Source organism: Spirosoma profusum, from assembly GCF_014699005.1.
Lineage (GTDB): Bacteria > Bacteroidota > Bacteroidia > Cytophagales > Spirosomataceae > Spirosoma > Spirosoma profusum.
In genome coordinates this window covers 147,362-167,602 of sequence record NZ_JACWZY010000004.1, presented here as the reverse complement: position 1 = coordinate 167,602, position 20,241 = coordinate 147,362, and the positions used below count along the sequence as shown (strand labels likewise).

The following is a 20,241-nucleotide window of genomic DNA, read 5'->3' as shown; positions in this document are numbered from 1 at the left end:
ATTCGGCGGTAATTTCGTGGAAAATCAATGCTGTACTATGAACCGATTCACTTTTTTTACTTCACTTTATCTGCTGCCAATTGCGTTATATGCTCAACTCCCTCTGAATCAGGAGGCCAGTCATAAATCAATAACCATACTCCGTAATCAGATTGGCAAAATCGCTCAGGATGTACAAGGTAGGGTAGGAGTTGCGGCCGCGATTGTCGAAACGGGCGAATTGGTTGAATGGCACGGTAAGGAGCAATATCCTATGCAGAGTGTCTATAAAATGCCGATTGGCATGGCCGTACTGCATCTGGTCGATGAAGGTAAAGTAAAGCTCACCCAATCGATTCGTGTTGAACCTGCCGAATACGTATCAAAAGGGCAGCGTAGTCCACTACGTGACGAATTCCCGAACGGGACCAACGTAACGGTTGCCGAATTACTCCGATTAGCTGTTTCTGAGAGTGACGGCTCCGCCAGCGACGTACTGATGCGTATTGCCGGAGGAGCGCAGGTAATTATGACGTACCTAAAAACATTGAACGTAACGGGTATCAACGTTGCGAATACTGAGAAAGAAATCGGCAGCGATAATACTGTTCAATACCGCAATTGGGCTACGCCAACGGAAGCTGTATCATTGCTAACCTCGTTACAAATAGGGCGTGGTTTGTCGACAGAAAGTCGAGCACTTCTGCTACGTCTCATGACCGATACGCCAACGGGTTTGAAGCGATTAAAAGGGCTTCTACCAAAAGGGACGTCCGTCGCCCATAAAACGGGTTCTTCCGGCACGGTCAACAACGTAGCGGCTGCCACTAACGATATTGGACTCATTACGTTGCCCAGCGGACAACATCTGGCCATTGCCGTGTTTGTTTCCGATTCCAAAGCGGACGATGTAACGCGAGAAGCTGTCATTGCCCGAATCGCCAAAGCCGTGTGGGAATGGGCAAAGGGGTAAGGGCAGTGGTGTCGAAAATACCCTACGCCCTTTGCCACATGCCTTTTGCCCTCTTCCCTTACCTCTTTGCTTTACCTAAGAAAACCAGTAGTTTTACCATATCTCGTTTCATTCCTTCGCCTGCATTCTAAACTATGTCTACGCGCAGAAACTTCTTCCGCCAATCCGCAGCGGCCGCCGGAGCCCTCACGCTTCCCTCATTTTTGCCTGATACGTTCGCCAATTCTATTCCCAATGCTGATGCTACGTTAAAATCGGCTGCACAATGGGCGCAAGATGAGGACTTCTGGTCGTGGGTGAAATCGGAATATACAGTCTCACCTAACTTGTTGAATCTCAATAACGGAGGAGTTTGCCCACAACCAAAAGTGGTGCAGGATGCGCACATTCGGTTTTATCAATACTGCAACGAGGCTCCATCGTATTACATGTGGCGGATTCTGGATCAGGGCCGCGAATCGCTACGTGAGAAACTGGCCGATATGGCGGGTTGCTCGCCCGAAGAACTGGCCATTAACCGCAACGCTACGGAAGGACTGAACACCGTTATTTTCGGTCTGAATCTGAAACCGGGCGACGAGATTGTGCTGACGAAACAGGATTACCCAAACATGCTGAATGCCTGGAAACAACGCGAAAAACGTGACGGCATCAAACTTGTTTTCCTGAATCTGGAGCTACCCAGCGAGAATGAAGACGCGATTGTAGAGCAGTTTGTGAAGGCTTTCACGCCCAAAACCAAGGTGGTGCACGTAACGCACATGATCAATTGGATAGGGCAGGTGCTGCCGGTACGTAAAATCGCCGACGAAGCGCACAAACGCGGCATTGAAGTCATTGCCGATGGCGCTCACTCATTCGCGCTGTTCGACTTCAAAATTCCAGACCTCGGCGCTGATTACTACGCAACAAGTTTGCACAAATGGCTTTGCGCTCCGTTTGGAAGTGGCATGTTGTATATCCGTCAGCCTAAAATCAAAAACGTATGGGCGCTACTCTCCAACAATGAGCCCGACGGCCCAGACATTCGTAAGTTTGAGAGCCTGGGCACTCGTTCGTTTGCATCGGAAATGGCGATTGGTACGGCGGTCGATTTTCACAATAGTATTGGTTCGGCCCGTAAGTTTGCCCGTGCTCACTACCTCAAAAACTACTGGATGGAGCGCGTCAAAGACGTACCGGGTGTGAAAATTCATACTTCTCTCAAACCACAATACGCCGGAGCCGTCGGACTATTTTCCATCGATGGCATGAAGCCGAGTGAAATTGACGGACAATTGCTCAACAAATACAAGATTCATACAGTAGGCATCGAGTGGGAAAACATCCACGGTGTGCGCGTAACACCACACGTATACCATTCACCCAAAGACCTTGATCGACTGGTAGTTGCTATCACGGCAATGGCTGAGAAACAGACTACTGCCAGCAAAAAGAAGAGTTAATTAGAACTACAGATGAGCAATGACTTATAAGCCTGGCTATGCAGCCAGGCTTTTCTTTTTCAGCTAGAATGAGCAAGATCAATGCTATTGCTCCGGTAGAAAAACAAGACCGAAAATCGATAAAAATAAATTTTACATACAAATACTGAATTAATAAAACATATTTTACATACATTTGATGAATAAATTGAATGACCTAAACTAAAGAAGAATGTATGATAGGGGATGTATGGACTATAAGAATTTGTTGAATAGTCATTATCCACTGTCAATGTCCTGTAAATCAACTTATGAAAGGAGCAAATCTGGGTGAATTTGAAGAACTGGTGTTACTGACAATTGCTGCATTGGTGAATGACGCATATAGCGTTGCCGTTTGCGACGAACTGGAAAAACATACCGGCCGAGCCACTAAACTGGGTGTGGTACATGCCGTATTGAACCGGCTGGAAGAGAAAGGCTTGGTAAAAAGTCGGCTGGGCGATGCCACCAGCGCTCGTGGTGGCAAACGCAAACGCTATTACGAAGTTACCCATGCCGGTAAAGTAGGTCTGACGAAAGCCCGCGAAGCCCGCGAAACACTTTGGAACATGATTCCCGGTTTTAACCTGGAAGGCTCAATATGAAACAATTTTCTTCCGAAACCGACCCGCCAGAAGCAGAGCGCAAAGACCGTGAGCCACAACCGCCCAAATTGGCGCAGCAACTGCTGAACTGGTACTGTCGGCCGGCGATTGCGGAAGATTTACAGGGCGACCTGAACGAATACTTTGAACGCAATCTGAAAACGAAAAGCGTTCGGCGGGCGCGGCTGATTTACTGGCTCGATGTGCTGAAATTCTTTCGGTTATATACCATCCGTAAACCCGATTTTATTAACCTTTTCATTCACTGGATCATGATTGGCAGCTATTTCAAAACATCCCGACGGAGCCTGGTACGTAACAAACTGTTTTCGTTCATCAACATTATTGGACTGGCCGTCAGTATGTCGGTGGGATTACTGGTCATCGCTATCGTAACGGATTTACGTTCCTACGATGATTTTCACGAGAAAAAGGACCGCCTTTATCGGGTAGTCACTACGTATCAACCCGCTGGACAATCGCCGATGAAGATGGCTTCCACATCGGTTAAAATTGGCAATATGATGCGCAAGAACGTAGCAGGGGTGGAGGACGTAACGGTGCTACGTACCGGATTCTCAGGAGATGCTACCGTAGGCGAAACGACACTTCCACTCGATGCCATGTGGGCCGATGCGTCTTTTTTCAAGGTCTTTAATTTCCCAATGCTTGATGGTGATCCCACTACAGCGCTGAAAGAGCCTTATTCACTGGTCCTGACGGAGAAAACGGCGAAAAAACTCTTTGGCGATGTTAATCCGGTCGGTAAAACGGTCCGGTTCGATACGTTACAATATAAAGTTACGGGGCTGCTCAAAGATGTGCCGAAACTCTCGCATATAAAGTTTAGTGCGTTGATTTCATTCGCCACCGCTGACATAAAATTTGGAAAGGGCGACCCCAATTTTTACAACTGGAATAACATCTGGCAGAACTACGTATATCTGGTGTTACCAAAGAATACCAATCCGCAAACGTTACAGGCTAATCTGGATAACCTAAATCGGCAGGAAAATGCAAAACTGGAGCATGTAACCATGAACGTATCGTTGCAGCCCCTCAAGGAAATTGCGCTCGGACCAAAACATTCGAACCAGATTGGGCCAACTACAGAACCACTAATTGCCTGGGTATTAATCGGTCTGGCATTTATCATTATTTTATCGGCCTGTTTTAATTACACGAACCTATCGATTGCGCGTTCGCTACGTCGCTCGCGTGAAGTGGGCATTCGGAAAGTAATTGGTGCGCTGAAAGGCCATGTATTAGGCCAGTTTATGGCCGAATCGGTAATGGTTGCACTTCTGGCGCTGGTATTTTCGTTTGCACTATTTCTCGTTCTTCGGAACCAGTTTACCGCTCTGGATCCGCATATCAGCGATATATTTTCGCTGGAACTCGCTCCGGAATTGATGTTGTACTTTGTTACGTTAGCCGTAATTGTCGGGTTGTTGGCTGGGTTTTTCCCGGCTTTGTTTTTCTCACGAATCAACGCGATTCAGGTAATCAAGGACGTATCGGTGCTGAAAGTTTTCAAACGTGTTACCATGCGTAAAGTGCTGATTGTGATTCAGTATACCTTCTCGCTCATCTTTATTGCCACTACGTTGATCGGCTACTCGCAATACCGGGGTTTTCTGACTTTTGATCTGGGTTATAATACAGAAAACATTCTGAATATCAAGTTGCAGGGTAATAAGGGTAGTCTGCTGGCGAAAGAACTGGCCCAAATTCCGGAGATAAGAGGGATTTCCAAATCGCTGATGATTACCAGTCTGGGCAGCGCGCATGGTACCAACATAAAATATAAAGACCCAAATGATTCGACAATGGTATGGCTGAACATGGTTGATGAACAGTATTTGCCACTGCATAAACACAAATTATTGGCCGGGAGTAATTTTCGGTTACGGCCAAAACAGGGTGAGGAAAGTGAAATTATCGTGAATCAGCAGGTTCTGAAACGATTCAACATTGCCAAACAGAATCCCGAAAAAGCGTTAGGCGAAATCGTAACGGTAGATGGGAAAAAACTCGATATTGTCGGCGTGCTCAAGGATTTTCATTACGGTACGATGGAAAATAAGATTGAACCCGTCATGTTTCGCTATACTGCCGAGCCGGACTTCGGGTATGTGAATGTTGGAATAACCTCCACCGATTTGCCGGCTACCATGGCAAAAATTGAAGACGCCTGGCAGAAAATAGACAAAGTGCATCCGCTGGAAGCTAAATTCTACGACGACCAGATTGAGGAAGCGTATAGCCAGTTTTCGGTGATGATCAAAATTGTGGGCTTCGTGGCGTTTCTGGCGATATGTATTGCGTTTCTGGGCTTGCTGGGAATGGTGGTATTCACCACTGAAACCCGCCTGAAAGAAATCGGCATTCGAAAGGTGCTGGGAGCCAGCGAAGAAGGTCTGATTTATTTGTTAAGCAAAGGATTTCTGGGATTACTGTTATTGGCGGCCATCATAGCCTTGCCCGCTACGTATCTTTTCTTCGATCAATTTGTCCTGACGAACTTCGCTTATCACCAGCCAATTGGCCTGAGCGAACTATTGATGTGCGTACTCATTGTGATGCTCCCTGCCTGTTTGCTAATCGGATGGCAGACAATAAAAGCCGCCCGGAAAAACCCGGCTAACGTATTAAAAAGTGAATAAACCATAAAACAAGTACTACCAAATGAACACTGCCAAAACCATCCGTCAACCCTATTTTCTGTTGCTTGCTGCGTTGCTAGCAGCTGCGTCTTTCTCGCTTGGGAAATCAGCTAAGTCAAGTGAAGCGATCTACTTTGTCATTAAGCCATCGATTTCAAAAGAAGTGCTTAATACAGTAGCTAATCGGCTTAAGGAGAAAAATATACGTGTTACGTATCAACAGCTTATATTCAAATCGGGTCAGTTAATGTCAATTAAAGCAAGAATTGAAGTGGCCACCCCTGGAAAGCCGATAAGAACCTACGCACTGGAAGAAACGAGTCAGGCTGAGTCATTTAAGCCGTTGGTTTTTTATTCGCTATCTGATGGCGAACGGACTGGATTTGTTAAGGGAGTTGGGGAAGATATGACCAGATCAGAAAAGCGGATCGTGAACGAAAACCTGGTTGGGCTACTAATCGAGGGTAGTGGCAGCCGGGAAGTAATTGGAAGCTGGCAATCGAATTAACGAGAATAATATCCCGGCTAACGTATTAGTTAATTAATCAACTATTCCCCGCAGAACCAGATAAGGTAAAACACCGATACCAATAACCCCAGGCCGTTATCCAACCAAAAATCAGCCATGCTCCTATGGGTAATCCAAACATAATAGCGAGCAAACCAACGATGAAACTGACAAAAGCGCCCGAAAGCCATCGGTCGGGTAGTATGTTTTGCCAATAGTTGAGGCTGTGCATGACGAGCAACCAACCCCAGCCCGTTAGCCAGAGCGCGACTACGTAGTAAATAGAAACTTCAACCGGACAATTACGTAGCAGAATCAGCAGTTCAGGAGTCCAGATCAGGCCGTAAGTAAGCGCGTATCGACCAAATCGTTGCCACCAGTTGAAGGGCAAATTGGGAAGTATCAATAAATACCGTTGTTCAAACGCTTTGACCTGCCCGCTCACTTGCGAGTGTCCCAGAATCGCCATCAGCAGCCCAATGAGCAACAGGCGCTGGTCGTAATCGTCGGTGGGGTAGAGCCGGCAAACGCCTGCCAGGAGCAATCCCGAAAAGGCTTTCGTCAGTACCAGCGAAATCGGTTCATGCCGAAGCCAGTACGTCGGGAAAAATAATTCGTAAGGCAGTTTAATACGTAGCGAGGGAAGCCGGATTGTATCGGGATTCGGATGTCGTAACCGATAATCGTTGAACCAGGCCCCCACCAACGTCAAAACTGCTACGTATCCACAAATCGCCCCGAGCGAATCCCATTTCTGGTAAAGTGTCGCTATTTGCACCATCCATCCCGCGTAGGCAATCACAGGTGCCAGTAAGGCCGACTGGATAGCCAGCCAAAGCAGCCCTCGTGCTGGAACGGGTACCAGCCAGAATGTTTGCAGAAATAAGTGTTCGATAGCAGTCAGCTCCTGCCAAACAAACGAGATGGTTTTCAGGAGATAAAGCCCCCATAAAACAAACACCAGGCTCAGTAAAAACGGTGAACCGATGGCCGCTGTAATAAGGGCTTTATGCTCACGGCCACTCAGAAAACCAAATGCCAGAAGAATGAGAACCAGAAACGTACCGGCGTTTCGGGCGTAAAACGGTCCAACAAAAATTCGGTTCAGGAAGGTCAGCATCAGTGGGGAAGGGCTACAGGAGTAATGCTGCCGTCACCTACCTGCCACGTTGCTGTTAGTTCAAGGCCAGTGAGGCTAACGTCCTGATGTGAGGTAAGCAGGAACGTAACGTTTCTATCGCTGCGAAGTTGCCGGATGTACGTAAACAGTTTAGCCGCCGTCGCTACGTCCAACGTAGTGAGGGGTTCATCGAGGAGGACGAGTTTAGGACTGCCAAGCAAAGCCAGCAGCAGCGATAGCTTCTTAAGCATACCGCTTGAGAACGTACCCGTTGGCTGAGTCCAGAACGTATTAACTCCCAGTAGTTCAGCCACTACGTCGATTTGTTCTACGGGCGCCTGTTTCGCTTTACCGACAAATCCAACCAAATCGCGCGGAGTCAGAAACGATGGATACAATGGTTCGGCTTCGGCGTAATTGACCCGCATCCGATACGCTACCGGATCGCGATTGATTTCATAGCGTTCATCCAACAGAATCGCGCCTGAAAAAGGTAGTAATCCCGCCACTGTCCTGAAAAATGTGGTCTTTCCCGATCCGTTGCTACCCCGGAAATAGTGCACCCCCGATTCAAGATGCAGTTGCGGTACCCTCAAAACGGTACGTCCCGAATACGCTTTGGTCAAATTGGTAATAGTCAGCACAGGTAAACAGAAATAAATACAGTTGGCAAGATAAGCAACGTAGCGAATTGCGCGGACCATGTCTCTATCAACGGACGAGAATTACGATCAACGGTTTACTTAATAGACTTTGGACGTATTGGCGAACTATTCAGCATGGAGTGTCGTTCTGCGATAATTTACTAATCGCAACGGCGCTACGTTGGTTTACAAATGCAAACTCATTTACAACCTTTTCAATCGTTTATCGACAAGGCTGTCGAACGTATCAGGCAGGATTCCGAGGCAGTAGGTGTTGCCGCTGGTGGTTCGTGGGCTACGGGTGGCATGGACGCTTACTCCGACCTGGATCTGGTGCTGGTTCGTACCCAACGTATCGCGCCTGATGTGGAGCAAATGCGGGCGTATGCCGCTACATTAGGACCCATGATTGCGTCGTTCAGGGGCGATCATGTGGGTGAGCTTCGTCTGCTGATTGCCCTTTATGAAGACCCGCTGTTACACGTCGATATTAAGTTTGTGACACCTGAAGAGTTTAAAGAACGGGTCGAAAATCCGGTCATTCTCTGGGAGCGTGATCTGACTTTGACACGCATTATTCAGGAGTCAGAAGCAATGTATCCCCCTTTCGATTTTCAATGGACAGAAGATCGCATCTGGATATGGATTCATTATGCGGCTCTAAAAATTGGTCGGGGTGAGTATTTCGAAGCCTTCGATTTTTTCGGTTTCGTACGTAACGTAGTGCTGGGACCCATGTTTCATCTCAAAAATGGCGGATTACCGCGGGGAGTTCGGCGGGCAGAGACTACCTTTGGGGAGCCCGAACTGACACAGCTACGTCAAACCGTCGCCACGCCCGACCGGGAGGCTCTGTTGAGTAGTTTGGGCGAAGTGATACGTCTGTATGAAAACCTGCGCGATACGTTGGCCCCTGCTACGTTGCTGAAAAATACGGAAGCGCAACAAGCCGTTACAGCTTATGTGCAGGCACTTTAGTTTAACTTTTTGTCATGCTGAGGCAGGAAGCAGCTTTAGGCATCCTAATCTTCAAATAATGAAAGTTTAAGATGCTTCCTGCCTCAGCATGACAAAGTGATGGCAAACACATTACCAGAATCAATGACAAATCAGGACGAATATTTTTTGCGGGAAGCCATTCGACTGGCGCGTGAAGGCATGACGACCGGCCAGGGCGGCCCTTTTGGGGCGGTAATTGTTCGTGATGGTGAAATCGTGGGGAAAGGCTGCAATCAGGTAACGTCGACCAACGATCCGACCGCCCATGCTGAAGTAGTGGCCATTCGTGATGCCTGCCGAAATCTGGAAACCTTTCAGTTAGATGGCTGCGTGTTGTACGCTTCCTGCGAACCTTGTCCGATGTGTCTGGGGGCTATTTACTGGGCTCGACCGAGTCGGATTGTTTACGGGGCCTTTCACTCGGATGCCGCTGGCGCCGGTTTCGACGACCAGTTTATTTATGAAGAGCTGGAAAAAGCCCGCGATCAGCGCCATATTCCCATGTACCAATTGCTCCGCGACGAAGCCGATGCCGTATTTCGGGAGTGGATTTCGATGGAGGATAAAAAGCGGTATTGAGTATTCTTGAGTACACCTGATTATAGCATGTCGTCTCATCATATTATTCGCGAAAAACAGGAGCCTGCGTTGCTCATTGCTAACGGCGAGGCTTGCCAGCCTGAGCTAATCGGGCAATTGCTCGAATGGAGCCCGACGGTTGTCGTGCTCGACCGGGCGATCTGGCGCGTGTTCGAATTGGGTATCAAAGTAGATGTATTACTGGGCGATTTTGACCGGGACTTTGACGTGGAAGCTGTACGGGCACAGCAGTATCCACTTGAAATTTTGCATACACCCGACCAGGACAAAACCGACCTCGAAAAAGGTATCGAATACCTGATTGAACGGGGTTACCCCGCCGTTAACATCGTTTGGGCAACCGGACGCCGTGCCGATCACAGCCTGACGAATATGACCAATATTGTCCGGTACAAAGACCAGATTCGTATCGTCATGTTCGACGATCACTCAAAATTCTTTCCGTTGGTGGGGCGTTACGAGAAATGGTACGAAGCAGGAACGATTCTTTCACTCATTCCCGTAGGCACCGTAACGGGAATGAAAACAGAAGGTTTGAGATACAATCTGAACAACGAAACCCTGACCATTGGCTATCGAACCAGCAGCAGCAATGAAGCTGCTCAGGATGGTTTCGTGCGGATCGAAGTTGAGACCGGCGATTTGCTGATTATGGAATGCTGGGATTGATTAGAGGTCGGTCGAAAGGGCAGATAAGCTACGGTTAATCCCCGAGTACTGACTTTACAATATCGTCGGGCGTATAGAAAAGAGCAATACCTGGATAGGCTTCCAATACATCAGGCCGGGTATAGCCCCAGGCAACTGCGCCAAAGTCTACAGCCGCTTCCTGAGCCGCTTCAATATCACGCACTTCATCGCCCACACAAAGCGTTTCCTGCGGTTTAACCCTATTCCTGGTCATCGCTCGCCTGAATTTATGTCGCTTACTAAAAAGCGACGTACCACATCCATAATAGGTAATCAATGAGGCATTTTCAGGGCCGAGTACCCGACGAATATTTTCTTCGCTGTTAGAGCTGACAATTGCCAGTTTAACTCCCTGATTGGCTAACTTTTTCAGTAGCTCAGCTATGCCATCAAACAGTTGAATTTGAGCAATATCTCGCGCCATTAGCTGAATAAACGACCGGGCAATGAGCGGAATTTTCCAGGCAGGTAGTTTAGCTCGTTTCATCATTTGCCGGGCATCTAAGCCACGCAGTCGATCTACGTCTTCGAGGTTGATTTTCGGGAAATTATAGGTTTCAGCCAGCGTATTAATGGTTCGCAGAAAATACGGAAATGAGTCAGCGAGCGTCCCGTCGAAATCGAAAATAATCAGCTTGTAGTTCATACTAGAAAAGGCCTTCGGATAGGCTAATTATGAAGCAAAGTTGGCGAAATGAGTTGGCCGGAAGAACATAATCATCGCCAAACCGAAGAGTCAACGGTTGAATTGAGCAATTTTCTGTATAAAATGACACTGCTTAGATTATTCTGTGGCAGCAATTGAAGCCAGGACAGTAGCAGCAATACTAACCAGTACGGCAATAATCGTCGTTGCCAATAAACTGGCCAACGTCCGACATTCAGGAAAAAAGCAGAAAATAGACAGAACGAAAACGGAGCCATGAGCCGAAGATTTGGCTCACTGAATGGACTGATGGTACGTAGCGTGAACAAAACCACTACGTAGGTAATCCCCGTCAGTATGAACAAGTTACTGAGGAGATGACTACGTAACAACATAACGCTACGTGGTAGTAAAAACCGGTGCCGTCGATAGAAAACACCCATCAATATTGTTTGTAACCCCAGTCCAATCCACGCTAATACGTTGGGAGCCGACGGTGAAAAATCCCGAATCAGCAGGAATTCATTTAGCAGCGAGCGACCAAACAATAGTGCCAGTTCACCAGGTGATTCGGTAGGGAGAAAACGTTCACCACCTGAAAACGTACCGGAAAAGTGGTGGTTAATCCAAAAATAAACGCCCATCAATACAAAACCCGCCAGCGCGATATCCGTCCCCCAGCTTGTAAACAAACCTTGATGACTTTCAACGTATCGTTTTTGAAACAAGTTTGGAAAAATCTGACGTAGCAAGACTAGAAGTAGCAGTAATCCAAATACAAAGCCGCCAACGTAACGGACCAGAAATAAACTGAGACTCAGTGCCATTAGTCGTGCAGCCCAACGTAGTGACGATACGTTCAATAACCGATGAAGCGCCCAAACCCATTCAGCCAGTAAAACCAGAAAAACGGTTTCGGACCAGGTAAAGGCGGCAATCTTCAGAAACCCGCCCAATACCCAGATGGAAAGTAGCCAGAACGCACGACTTATACCCAAACGGCGCGCCCAAACCCAGGCAAAGAAACACAAAGCGATCAGGTTTACCAGTTTGGATGCTACCAAAACCGGAATACCAAACAGCCCCGCTATCATGACTATCAGAAATGGGTAACCCATTGGGAATGTACTATTCCAAACTAACTGACCGTTGGCATTCACGACGTACCCACGGCCAGTCAATATATTCGCGGCTGATTGCAGGTAGTAGCTCGAATCGACGCTGGTGCAATGCGTTGAATGTATCCATGATAAACCCGTCAGTAAGAGGCAAATAGCCACAAAAGCTGCGCAGAACAAACAGCCCCTATTCATCGATAAAGAAATATGCGGCCACTCAGATGCACTTGTTCCGATAGCGGCACATCGACCCCAGAAAGTGTGTACAAATAAAACCCGGTCGGTAAAGAGTGGCCTGTTTCGGACGTACCATCCCAACTCCACTCGTTGGTGCCGATGCGTGTTGGAGCCTGTAGCGTTCGGACCAGTCGACCAGTAAGATCGGTGATACGGATGGTCATTTGCGTTGGTGGAGTGAGCCCCGATAACGTAGCATAGAACCGAGTCTGTTGGCTGAACGGGTTTGGATAGACACCGACTGAGATTAGTTCATCGGAATTTTTTACTGAGAAGTGAATCTGATAAGAGGCTGCCAGATTTCCGCTCAGGTCTCGGCCTGTTACGACGAACGTATACAGGCCATCGGCCAAAGGCGTATCGGGCTGGAAACTCAACCGGAAGGCGTTATCAGCGCCGGCCGGTGTCCAGCGAACGTTATTGCTACGTAGCGACTGCCGGATAAATGGACATGGCAACGTAGCACAGGGCGATTGCAGGTACAGGTCTAACCCGGTGGTGTCGGTACGTAGCAAGTGTAGGTTTTCGTCCTGAAGCAATACATCGATAACGGGCCGGGTCGAGACAAGATCACCATCACCAATCTGTTTTCCATCGAACGCTACTTCAAGAATCGGTGGCGTTACGTCGGCGGAAAAAGGTGGTTTTTCAATTGTCTTCAACGAACTGATTACAGCCAGATTATTTGTTTCCAGGGTTTCCGTAATCCGATTGTCAGCGTCCAGGAATAACTCAAAATACGTAGTGCCACTGTCGGCCTCTACCAGGGGAAGTACCCATTGCAACGTATCAGCGTAGTGGGGTGTCTTGCTGGTAAAATACTGCTCCTGAAGAAGCTGGCCATTAATTTTGAACTGGCGGATACGCACCGTAAGCGGTTTATACGTAACGCGCCCGTAATTGATAACGACCCCCAATATACGTACTGAATCTGGCCGGGCGGAAAGCGAATCGATACGTATCTGTAGACTTTCAGACGCAAATGCTACGTCGGCGCTGGGAAAAGGAAACACACGGATAGCTGGGTCGCCCTGGAGGGTCATTTGCTGAGCGGTAGTAATATCAAAAACAGAAGGGGCATTTTGCAGGAAACGCCGGATGGTTTCCTGTTGAAGCAGGCCGATGGGCTGCGCTACGTATTGGCTGTCGGCCAGTAGGGCATAAAGCTGATCGGAGTATCGTTTTAACGGGTCGATAAACCCTGTATAGGTATGCGCCAGAAAGAGTACCGCGCCCCGGTCGGGTGTTAGAATCCAATCGTTGCCGAATGTCGGTCGACCAAAAAAGACGTTGCCTGATGCACAGCCATTTACCAGCACGAACGGATAGCGGCCTTTATTTCGGTAGTTTAACAGATCGTTACTGACAAATCCCAAATCCACATCGGACACATCCAGACTCGAATGACCAAAGAGATTGATCATTCCAACCCCCTGATTCACAGGTTCGGCCAGGGGGAGCGTTTCGACAGGATTATCCGTTTGCTTCGACAAAGTAGTAACTCGGCCACCAGCGTAGCCTGTTTCGATTGTCTTCGTAAAATCATCAATAAACCGACGAAACTGGCCCAGTTCTGCGGCACTCCGGCCACCGCTCAGATGCAATACGTTTTTGTGCCAGAGTGCCGGTTCAGTCGTGTTTTCATGCGCTTTTACCTTGTTCAGATAATCCAGCACCTGCTGCGGCCGGCTGGCGTTGAGTCGGCCGATAGCTATGGCTGGTACGTTCGCACGCTCGCCAGCCAAACCTTCCACAAGCGCTATGTCTGAACCCGGCCAGCCCGCATTCGGGACCAGATCAAGAAGAGGGCCGTTGGCTAGTTTACGAATGCCCTGGGGATCGCGCGATTGGCCAATCAGAAACAGAAACTTCGCTCGTTTATTATCATTATGTAGCATGTAATCAGCGAATCGCCGGATGGCCAGCGGATGACGTTCACCATAGCTAAATTGATCGTACAACCGCTGAATCGACACCGTCGACGTATCATAGCTACCACCCGCTTCCGACGCCCGGTACGTTGCATAAGCCCGAACCGGATCAGCCTCACTACCAGTCGGTTGCTGCAGGGAAGGGTGGGTAATGATGATGTAATTTGGTTTCTGAGGATCGATGAAGCGGAACGTAACAGCTCGTATTGGCGGTACGTTCATTGGAATCTGCGTCGTCAGAATTGTTCGACTCAATTGACAATTCTGCACGACTCCCTGCCATTGCCCATCGGTTTGTCGCCCCTGTATCTGAACGGGGTTAATTGGGTCACTGATGTCGAATAGACGGGTGTTGGCCGGTACGTTAGTTAACTCGAGTAGCGAGCGGCCATCTGGATTAGCCCGTAAACGAAATACTTTCAGCGACGTACCACCCATATCGATACGTTGTGGATACTGTAATTTCAGATAGGAAACCGAAATTTCTTCTCCCGCTACGTTCGGTTGAACTGAAAACAGTACGTTCCCCGTAGGAGAAATCGCATTGGCTCCCAATTCTGCGTCGATGCGTATCGAATTATACTGGTCAAAAACTGCCGTACCGAGTGATTGTAACGTATTGGTCGTTCCTCCTGCCAAATAGTTTACGCGATGAGGGGAAGCGTTACGTCCGACTAGCAGAAATATCGCTTTTGGTTGAACAGGCGTACCATTTTTTGCATGTACATCGGCCACAAAATTTGTTAGCGTAAACGACTGATTGAATCGCGTATTGGCAGACACTATCGGCCCGGTCCAGCCTTCACCTGCATCGTAACTCGTCAAAATGGCACCATTATCATAACCTGCACCAAGCGGATAAATAGTACCTGCTGGATACGTATCGGTAAAAAGTCGTAGTTCTTCTTCCCAATGGTAAGTTTCTGGTAATAAACTGGCGAACGTAGTATCGGTATACGTAGCCATTCGCTTACCGGGTTTGCCATCGAGTCGCCAGGTCAGAAAATAGGCGGTGGTGTCACTGAAAAGGCTGTAATACGTATGTGGCTGGGCTGATGCAGGTCGGTAGAGCACTGAGTCTTGGGCACCATCGTTGCCGCGTCCGTAAAACTCCAGAAAATCAGCTGGATCAAATCGTTTATCGGTTTCACCGGCTACGTAAATTGACTGCTCGATACCCCGGTGAAATAGCTGAACCGTGGTCGGATTTACCTGGCTGGCTGGAAAACCTGCTTTCTGGAGTTCGGCAACTGAAACGCGATACAGTCCAGCTTTGGCAATCGGAATTTTGTAATAGGTCTGCGCATAATTAATCCAGTGCGTTGGGTCAGGGTCGTTGTTTACTGATTGTCCTTTTACCAATAAGACAGGTAATGAGAACAGGTAAAATAGCTGATAACAAGGATGATAGCTTCTAATAAACGGAACGGTCATAAACTAAGCGCAGGAGGTAAGAGCCGACGTTACAGCTCATAATACTCTTGAATCTGTCGACTCAAACATGTATTTACCTAAGACGTAGTGGACCATCGATAGTATCACTATTGCAACTAAAGTGGCAGAATTTATTTCCAGACTGGGTTCATTAACTGTTGGACTGGCTTCCTTTACTACACACCTAATTCTTTAAAAAAACCGTCGCGGTAGTTGCTGCCGATAGGGATTTCGGTTGAACCAATAAATACCCGATTTCCTTCAATATGGCTGATTTTAGCTTTGTTGACCACAAACGAGCGATGAACCTGAATGAACTGATTTACAGGTAACAAGCTGATAAAACTCGAAAAGGTCATACCTGGTGTCAACGTACCGTTTGTTGTGTTAATCCTGGTATAATTCCCGTTGGCTTCAGCGAAGAGTAATTCTTCATGCCGGATTTTGTAGATCTTTCCATCAGCTTTTACAAAGGTGAAGTCATCCGGTTTGGCGTCGTTTGCTACGTTGATGGGTGTTTGCGCGGGATGCAATCGTTCCAGCGCTTTATCGATGGCGACAATGAAACGCTCGAGCGAAAAGGGTTTGAGCAGATAATCGCAGGCGGATAAATCAAAAGCGTCAACAGCGTATTCTTTATAGGCGGTTGTAAAAATAACCTGAGGCTGATTTTTGAGGGTTTTTAGAAACGCAATACCATTCAGAACGGGCATGTTGATATCTAAAAACAGAATGTCGATGGGCTGTTTCTGTAGCATCGTTTTGGCGTCGAGGGTAGTGTCGCAGGAAGCAACCACGGTCAGTTGCGGCAAATGTCGGCAATACGTTTCAATAATTTCCCGCGCAATTGGCTCATCGTCCACAATCAGACAGGCTACTTTTTTCATTTGATCCGAAGTTGTAACTCTACCGTATAAAATCCATCGGCTTCCCGAATCGCTAAATCATACGTGTTTGGGTACAACAAATCAAGCCGTTTTTGCACGTTAGCCAAACCCAAACCACTGTTTTTGTTCAATTCGTTGTTCGTTTCTTCCAGTCTGGAAAACGAGTTTTTTGTTGAAAACAGAATCGAATTTCCCCATAATTTCAGAGAAATGTCAATCCTGATTTTTTGTTCGGTCGTATTCTTCGCGTGTTTAAATGCATTTTCAACAAAGACAATCAGCAGCATCGGCGCAATTCGTATGTGGCTCCCCGTTACGTTGTCGATGGCTGTTGTCAACGCAAGTTTGCCGCCGATACGTAGTTTCTCGAATTCAATATAGTTATTGATGTACGCCAATTCATCAGTCAAAGGCACGAACAGTTCTTTGGCATCGTACACGGAGTACCGTAATAATTCTGAAAGTTTCAGCAGCAACGTTGGCGTTTTGTCAGGTTGCGAAATAGAAATGCCGTACAGATTATTCAACGTATTGAACAGAAAATGAGGACTTAACTGAGATTGTAGGAGGTGTAGTTCGCTCTGACTGTGCTCGGCCTGGACTTTGGCTTCCTGAATCTGATTATCAATGCGCGCCTGAATCAGCCTAACCAACAAACCAGACGCAACGCAAAAAATAAATAAAGGTAACGCCAGAAATAAGCCATACATAAACGTCTGCTGACGGATCAGGCTAGTGGCGAAAAGCGCACAATAGAACGCACAGCTTATCAACAAAATTAGTAACAAACCCAACCACCAATCGGAAATCGGTTTGTACGGATATATCCATAATTTAGCCAGCGACCGCCCTCCATACACACCAACGAAACAGCCGAACGTAGCAACAAGAGCCGCTTCTTCGTCGTAGATAGTGGTAATGTTTTTGATATAGTTGCGGAACATAAAGTAGAGCACAATCAGAGCCAGCCCCCAGACAAAGTGCTGACCTGACAATTTGAAACGGGAATTACTGGGTATCATTGATTTCCTGACTAATTGATCCTGTCAAAATTCATTAACCAGATCGACGCCTGTAAACCTACGTGGCAGACACGTAAAAATGGCTGATGAACTAAAGAAAATGGCTGACTAATACGTTTGACACCTCAAATCGGCATTCTGTCAGGCCGGTTGGCTGATCCGCCATGATTCTTTTAAGTGCCGAATCACTACGTCAATCTTTGACCCGAACGTAGTGAATCGAACGCTTAAACGACACATCATGCGACCTGTTTTCTTAGTTATTTTTCTTTTTAGTCTGAGTTTTTCTGGTTTTGCACAAATTCCTTCAGCACGCATTTCCGGGCTATTGAAAGATACCCAAAATGAACCGTTACCCGGCGCTACGGTACGTCTTCTCCGCGCAACTGACTCAACGTTGGTACGTGGCGAACTGACCAAAAATAACGGTACGTTCACCTTCACCGATCTGACCGCTGATACGTATCGAATTCACGTAACGAGCGTAGGCAATACCGATTACCGAAGCGGAAACATCCTGATTGATGAGCTGCATACAACTGTTACGTTGCCCGTATTTATCATAACTCCTTCAAAAACAACGCTGAACGAAGTAAAAGTTGTGGCGAAAAAGCCGCTGATTGAGCAAGAGGTCGACCGAACCATCGTGAACGTAGAAGCGATGATTGGTAGTGCTGGAAGCAATACATTGGAAATGCTGGAAAAAACACCGGGTGTGACTATCGGAACGAATGGAGAAATCAGTTTGAACGGCAAAGCGAACGTTTTGGTACTGGTTGATGGTCGACCCACGTACATGTCGGGGCAGGATTTGGCGACCTATCTGAAATCGCTTCCCGGTGGATCGCTGGATAAGCTCGAACTGATGACAAATCCTCCCGCCAAATATGATGCGGCTGGCAACTCAATCATTAATATTCGACTGAAACGGAACCGGATTCAGGGTTTTACCGGGAACGTAGCGTTGGGTTATAATCAGGGTAGGATAGGACGTAGCAACAACGTTATCAACCTGAATTACAACCATAAAAAGATCAATCTATTCGGCAGCCTTGGTTATTCGAAAGACGGAAACTATGCAACCGATGTATATGACCGGCGATTTTATACTTCCAATTCGTTAGTAGCCTCGTCGGTGCAACTTACTAATCAGTACAACACTACGAGCCATGGTATAATGTCCAGACTAGGGATGGATTATGCCGCATCGCCCAATACTACGTATGGATTTGTCGTCAACTTGCAGCATAGCCCCCGACGGGATCGGCTGAATTACGTCAGCCGAAGTCTTGATAATCGCTACGTTATCGATTCCATTGGTACAGGTTTTACGAATGGTACGTATCGTTGGACGAATGTCGGAGTGAATGGCAACGTACAGCATAGTTTCGGAAAAACGGGTCGTGAGTTCTCTGCCGATTTGAACTACATTACGTATGGTTCGGAAGGTGAGCAGTCCCTACAAAATAGTGTGAATAGGCCAGACGGTACGTTACTCAACAACCGTATTTTTTTGTATAAACTACCCTATTCGATTACGATATACTCGGCTAAGGCTGATTATTCGCACCCGTTACCAAACAAGGCGAAACTGGAAATGGGAGCAAAATCGAGTATTGTGACAAATGATAATAACGCGCAATATTTCAACCAGAACGGTACTAGTTTATCGCCGGATTACGGTAAATCCAATCACTTCATCTACCGCGAAAGCATTCACGCAGCTTACCTGAATTTCCGGAAAGACTGGAGACGACTGGCAGTTCAGAGTGGTTTCCGGTTAGAGAATACGCAGATTGCCGGACGACAGTTGGGTAATACTGAAGTGGCGGAAACCTCGTTTTTCAGAAACTACGCAGGATTGTTTCCAACTGCATTTGTAAGTTATAAACTCGATAGCGCTGGAGCCAATACGTTGACGGCCAGCTTCTCCCGACGTATCAGTCGTCCTAATTATCAACTGCTCAATCCTTTTCTGGCATACCGCGATCAATACTCGTTTACGATGGGCAATCCGTATCTGAAGCCTCAGTATAACAACCAGATAGAGCTTAAATATCAGCACAAACACTACGTTGGTATCTCCCTGCAATACAGTCGGTTTACAGATATAATTTTTCAATTGACCGAGACTATTGATGACATTTTCATCACCCGTCCGAATAACGTAGCAAGTGGGAATATTCTCGCGCTCAGCACCAACGTATCGGTTGCACCCGCCAAATGGTGGAATGTGAACGCCAACGTAATGCTGGCGCACTTAAAGCTCAACGGAACCGCGTATGCACAAAAACTTGATCCCGAAATTTACCACGCCCGAATAAACCTGCTCAATCAGTTTCGATTAAATAAAGGCTGGAACGGTGAGCTTAGTGGCTATTATTCGTCCAACGATTTGTCGGGGCAAACGATAACCAGCGCACGTTACCGAATTGCCGCAGCGGTGCAGAAGAAAATCTGGCAGGATAAAGGCAGTATTCGATTAACGCTCGAAGACATTTTTCATTCCTGGAAAACAACCGACCGAACCGTCAGTCTGAAGCAAATTGAAGCTTTCCATACGAATGTAACAGATACGCAACGTATCGGCTTAACTTTCACGTATCGATTTGGAAAAGAGACGTTTGCACGAAAGCGAAATCATTCCGACAATGCCGCTGACGCCGAAAAGAACCGGGTAGATTAATCGATATCATCGTTACGTATTGAGCGTTTA

Annotated in this window: 16 protein-coding genes; 9 read left to right on the top strand and 7 right to left on the bottom strand. The window is 47.3% G+C overall.

The genetic code is table 11. The features are described from left to right. Positions 1-37 precede the first annotated feature (37 nt). The 5 genes from bla (at position 38) to IC229_RS07085 (ending at position 6,197) form a co-directional block, all read left to right on the top strand. The gene (gene bla, locus IC229_RS07105) at positions 38-952 is read left to right on the top strand and encodes a class A beta-lactamase (protein ID WP_190886251.1); all 915 of its coding nucleotides are present in this window, start codon (positions 38-40) and stop codon (positions 950-952) included. Between the two features lie 134 nt (positions 953-1,086). Then, a complete protein-coding gene (locus IC229_RS07100) occupies positions 1,087-2,397 on the top strand; it encodes an aminotransferase class V-fold PLP-dependent enzyme (protein WP_190886250.1) in 1,311 nt (436 codons plus the stop codon). A 290-nt stretch (positions 2,398-2,687) separates the two neighbouring features. Then, on the top strand, positions 2,688-3,023 hold the full coding sequence (locus tag IC229_RS07095) for a PadR family transcriptional regulator (RefSeq protein ID WP_190886249.1): 336 nt from the start codon (positions 2,688-2,690) through the stop codon (positions 3,021-3,023). Beyond that, positions 3,020-5,689 carry an ABC transporter permease gene (locus IC229_RS07090; RefSeq protein ID WP_223833899.1) on the top strand — a complete coding sequence of 890 codons (2,670 nt, stop codon included), beginning with the start codon at positions 3,020-3,022 and terminating at the stop codon, positions 5,687-5,689. The genes IC229_RS07095 and IC229_RS07090 overlap by 4 nt, the downstream gene beginning before the upstream one ends. 22 nt (positions 5,690-5,711) lie before the next feature. Continuing rightward, on the top strand, positions 5,712-6,197 hold the full coding sequence (locus IC229_RS07085) for a hypothetical protein (RefSeq protein WP_190886248.1): 486 nt from the start codon (positions 5,712-5,714) through the stop codon (positions 6,195-6,197). Between the two features lie 37 nt (positions 6,198-6,234). Here IC229_RS07085 and IC229_RS07080 read toward each other — a convergent pair whose 3' ends face one another. After that, positions 6,235-7,317, bottom strand: coding sequence for a hypothetical protein (locus IC229_RS07080; RefSeq protein ID WP_190886247.1), 1,083 nt, complete (start codon positions 7,315-7,317; stop codon positions 6,235-6,237). Continuing rightward, on the bottom strand, positions 7,317-8,021 hold the full coding sequence (locus tag IC229_RS07075) for an ABC transporter ATP-binding protein (RefSeq protein WP_223833898.1): 705 nt from the start codon (positions 8,019-8,021) through the stop codon (positions 7,317-7,319). The genes IC229_RS07080 and IC229_RS07075 overlap by 1 nt, the downstream gene beginning before the upstream one ends. Before the next feature lie 132 nt (positions 8,022-8,153). Here IC229_RS07075 and IC229_RS07070 point away from each other — a divergent pair, with 132 nt between their 5' ends. The 3 genes from IC229_RS07070 (at position 8,154) to IC229_RS07060 (ending at position 10,229) form a co-directional block, all read left to right on the top strand. Beyond that, on the top strand, positions 8,154-8,939 hold the full coding sequence (locus IC229_RS07070; RefSeq protein ID WP_190886246.1) for a nucleotidyltransferase domain-containing protein: 786 nt from the start codon (positions 8,154-8,156) through the stop codon (positions 8,937-8,939). 123 nt (positions 8,940-9,062) lie between these two features. Continuing rightward, positions 9,063-9,539, top strand: a complete 477-nt coding sequence (locus IC229_RS07065; RefSeq protein WP_190886245.1) for a nucleoside deaminase — start codon at positions 9,063-9,065, stop codon at positions 9,537-9,539. Positions 9,540-9,566: 27 nt separating this feature from the next. Next, positions 9,567-10,229 (top strand): thiamine diphosphokinase, encoded by a 663-nt coding sequence (locus IC229_RS07060; protein WP_190886244.1) that lies wholly within the window; start codon positions 9,567-9,569, stop codon positions 10,227-10,229. Between the two features lie 34 nt (positions 10,230-10,263). Here IC229_RS07060 and IC229_RS07055 read toward each other — a convergent pair whose 3' ends face one another. From IC229_RS07055 to IC229_RS07035, 5 genes are all read right to left on the bottom strand, one after another. Then, the gene (locus tag IC229_RS07055; protein ID WP_190886243.1) at positions 10,264-10,896 is read right to left on the bottom strand and encodes an HAD-IA family hydrolase; all 633 of its coding nucleotides are present in this window, start codon (positions 10,894-10,896) and stop codon (positions 10,264-10,266) included. Between the two features lie 71 nt (positions 10,897-10,967). Beyond that, positions 10,968-12,209: a hypothetical protein gene (locus IC229_RS07050; protein ID WP_190886242.1), complete on the bottom strand. Its 1,242-nt coding sequence runs from the start codon at positions 12,207-12,209 to the stop codon at positions 10,968-10,970. Beyond that, a complete protein-coding gene (gene porU2 / locus IC229_RS07045; RefSeq protein ID WP_190886241.1) occupies positions 12,206-15,616 on the bottom strand; it encodes a putative type IX secretion system sortase PorU2 in 3,411 nt (1,136 codons plus the stop codon). The genes IC229_RS07050 and porU2 overlap by 4 nt, the downstream gene beginning before the upstream one ends. 176 nt (positions 15,617-15,792) lie before the next feature. Continuing rightward, the gene (locus tag IC229_RS07040; protein ID WP_190886240.1) at positions 15,793-16,503 is read right to left on the bottom strand and encodes a LytR/AlgR family response regulator transcription factor; all 711 of its coding nucleotides are present in this window, start codon (positions 16,501-16,503) and stop codon (positions 15,793-15,795) included. Next, positions 16,500-17,525, bottom strand: coding sequence for a sensor histidine kinase (locus IC229_RS07035; RefSeq protein ID WP_190886239.1), 1,026 nt, complete (start codon positions 17,523-17,525; stop codon positions 16,500-16,502). The genes IC229_RS07040 and IC229_RS07035 overlap by 4 nt, the downstream gene beginning before the upstream one ends. 241 nt (positions 17,526-17,766) lie before the next feature. On the opposite strand from IC229_RS07035, the gene IC229_RS07030 reads away from it, so the two are divergent. Next, positions 17,767-20,211: a TonB-dependent receptor gene (locus tag IC229_RS07030; RefSeq protein WP_190886238.1), complete on the top strand. Its 2,445-nt coding sequence runs from the start codon at positions 17,767-17,769 to the stop codon at positions 20,209-20,211. The last annotated feature ends 30 nt before the right edge of the window (positions 20,212-20,241 follow it).

Coding starts and splice junctions, on each gene's coding strand:
- bla (WP_190886251.1), top strand. CDS start 38: ATGAACCGATTCACTTTTTTTACTTCACTTTATCTGCTGCCAATTGCG.
- IC229_RS07100 (WP_190886250.1), top strand. CDS start 1,087: ATGTCTACGCGCAGAAACTTCTTCCGCCAATCCGCAGCGGCCGCCGGA.
- IC229_RS07095 (WP_190886249.1), top strand. CDS start 2,688: ATGAAAGGAGCAAATCTGGGTGAATTTGAAGAACTGGTGTTACTGACA.
- IC229_RS07090 (WP_223833899.1), top strand. CDS start 3,020: ATGAAACAATTTTCTTCCGAAACCGACCCGCCAGAAGCAGAGCGCAAA.
- IC229_RS07085 (WP_190886248.1), top strand. CDS start 5,712: ATGAACACTGCCAAAACCATCCGTCAACCCTATTTTCTGTTGCTTGCT.
- IC229_RS07080 (WP_190886247.1), bottom strand. CDS start 7,317: ATGCTGACCTTCCTGAACCGAATTTTTGTTGGACCGTTTTACGCCCGA.
- IC229_RS07075 (WP_223833898.1), bottom strand. CDS start 8,021: ATGGTCCGCGCAATTCGCTACGTTGCTTATCTTGCCAACTGTATTTAT.
- IC229_RS07070 (WP_190886246.1), top strand. CDS start 8,154: ATGCAAACTCATTTACAACCTTTTCAATCGTTTATCGACAAGGCTGTC.
- IC229_RS07065 (WP_190886245.1), top strand. CDS start 9,063: ATGACAAATCAGGACGAATATTTTTTGCGGGAAGCCATTCGACTGGCG.
- IC229_RS07060 (WP_190886244.1), top strand. CDS start 9,567: ATGTCGTCTCATCATATTATTCGCGAAAAACAGGAGCCTGCGTTGCTC.
- IC229_RS07055 (WP_190886243.1), bottom strand. CDS start 10,896: ATGAACTACAAGCTGATTATTTTCGATTTCGACGGGACGCTCGCTGAC.
- IC229_RS07050 (WP_190886242.1), bottom strand. CDS start 12,209: ATGAATAGGGGCTGTTTGTTCTGCGCAGCTTTTGTGGCTATTTGCCTC.
- porU2 (WP_190886241.1), bottom strand. CDS start 15,616: ATGACCGTTCCGTTTATTAGAAGCTATCATCCTTGTTATCAGCTATTT.
- IC229_RS07040 (WP_190886240.1), bottom strand. CDS start 16,503: ATGAAAAAAGTAGCCTGTCTGATTGTGGACGATGAGCCAATTGCGCGG.
- IC229_RS07035 (WP_190886239.1), bottom strand. CDS start 17,525: ATGATACCCAGTAATTCCCGTTTCAAATTGTCAGGTCAGCACTTTGTC.
- IC229_RS07030 (WP_190886238.1), top strand. CDS start 17,767: ATGCGACCTGTTTTCTTAGTTATTTTTCTTTTTAGTCTGAGTTTTTCT.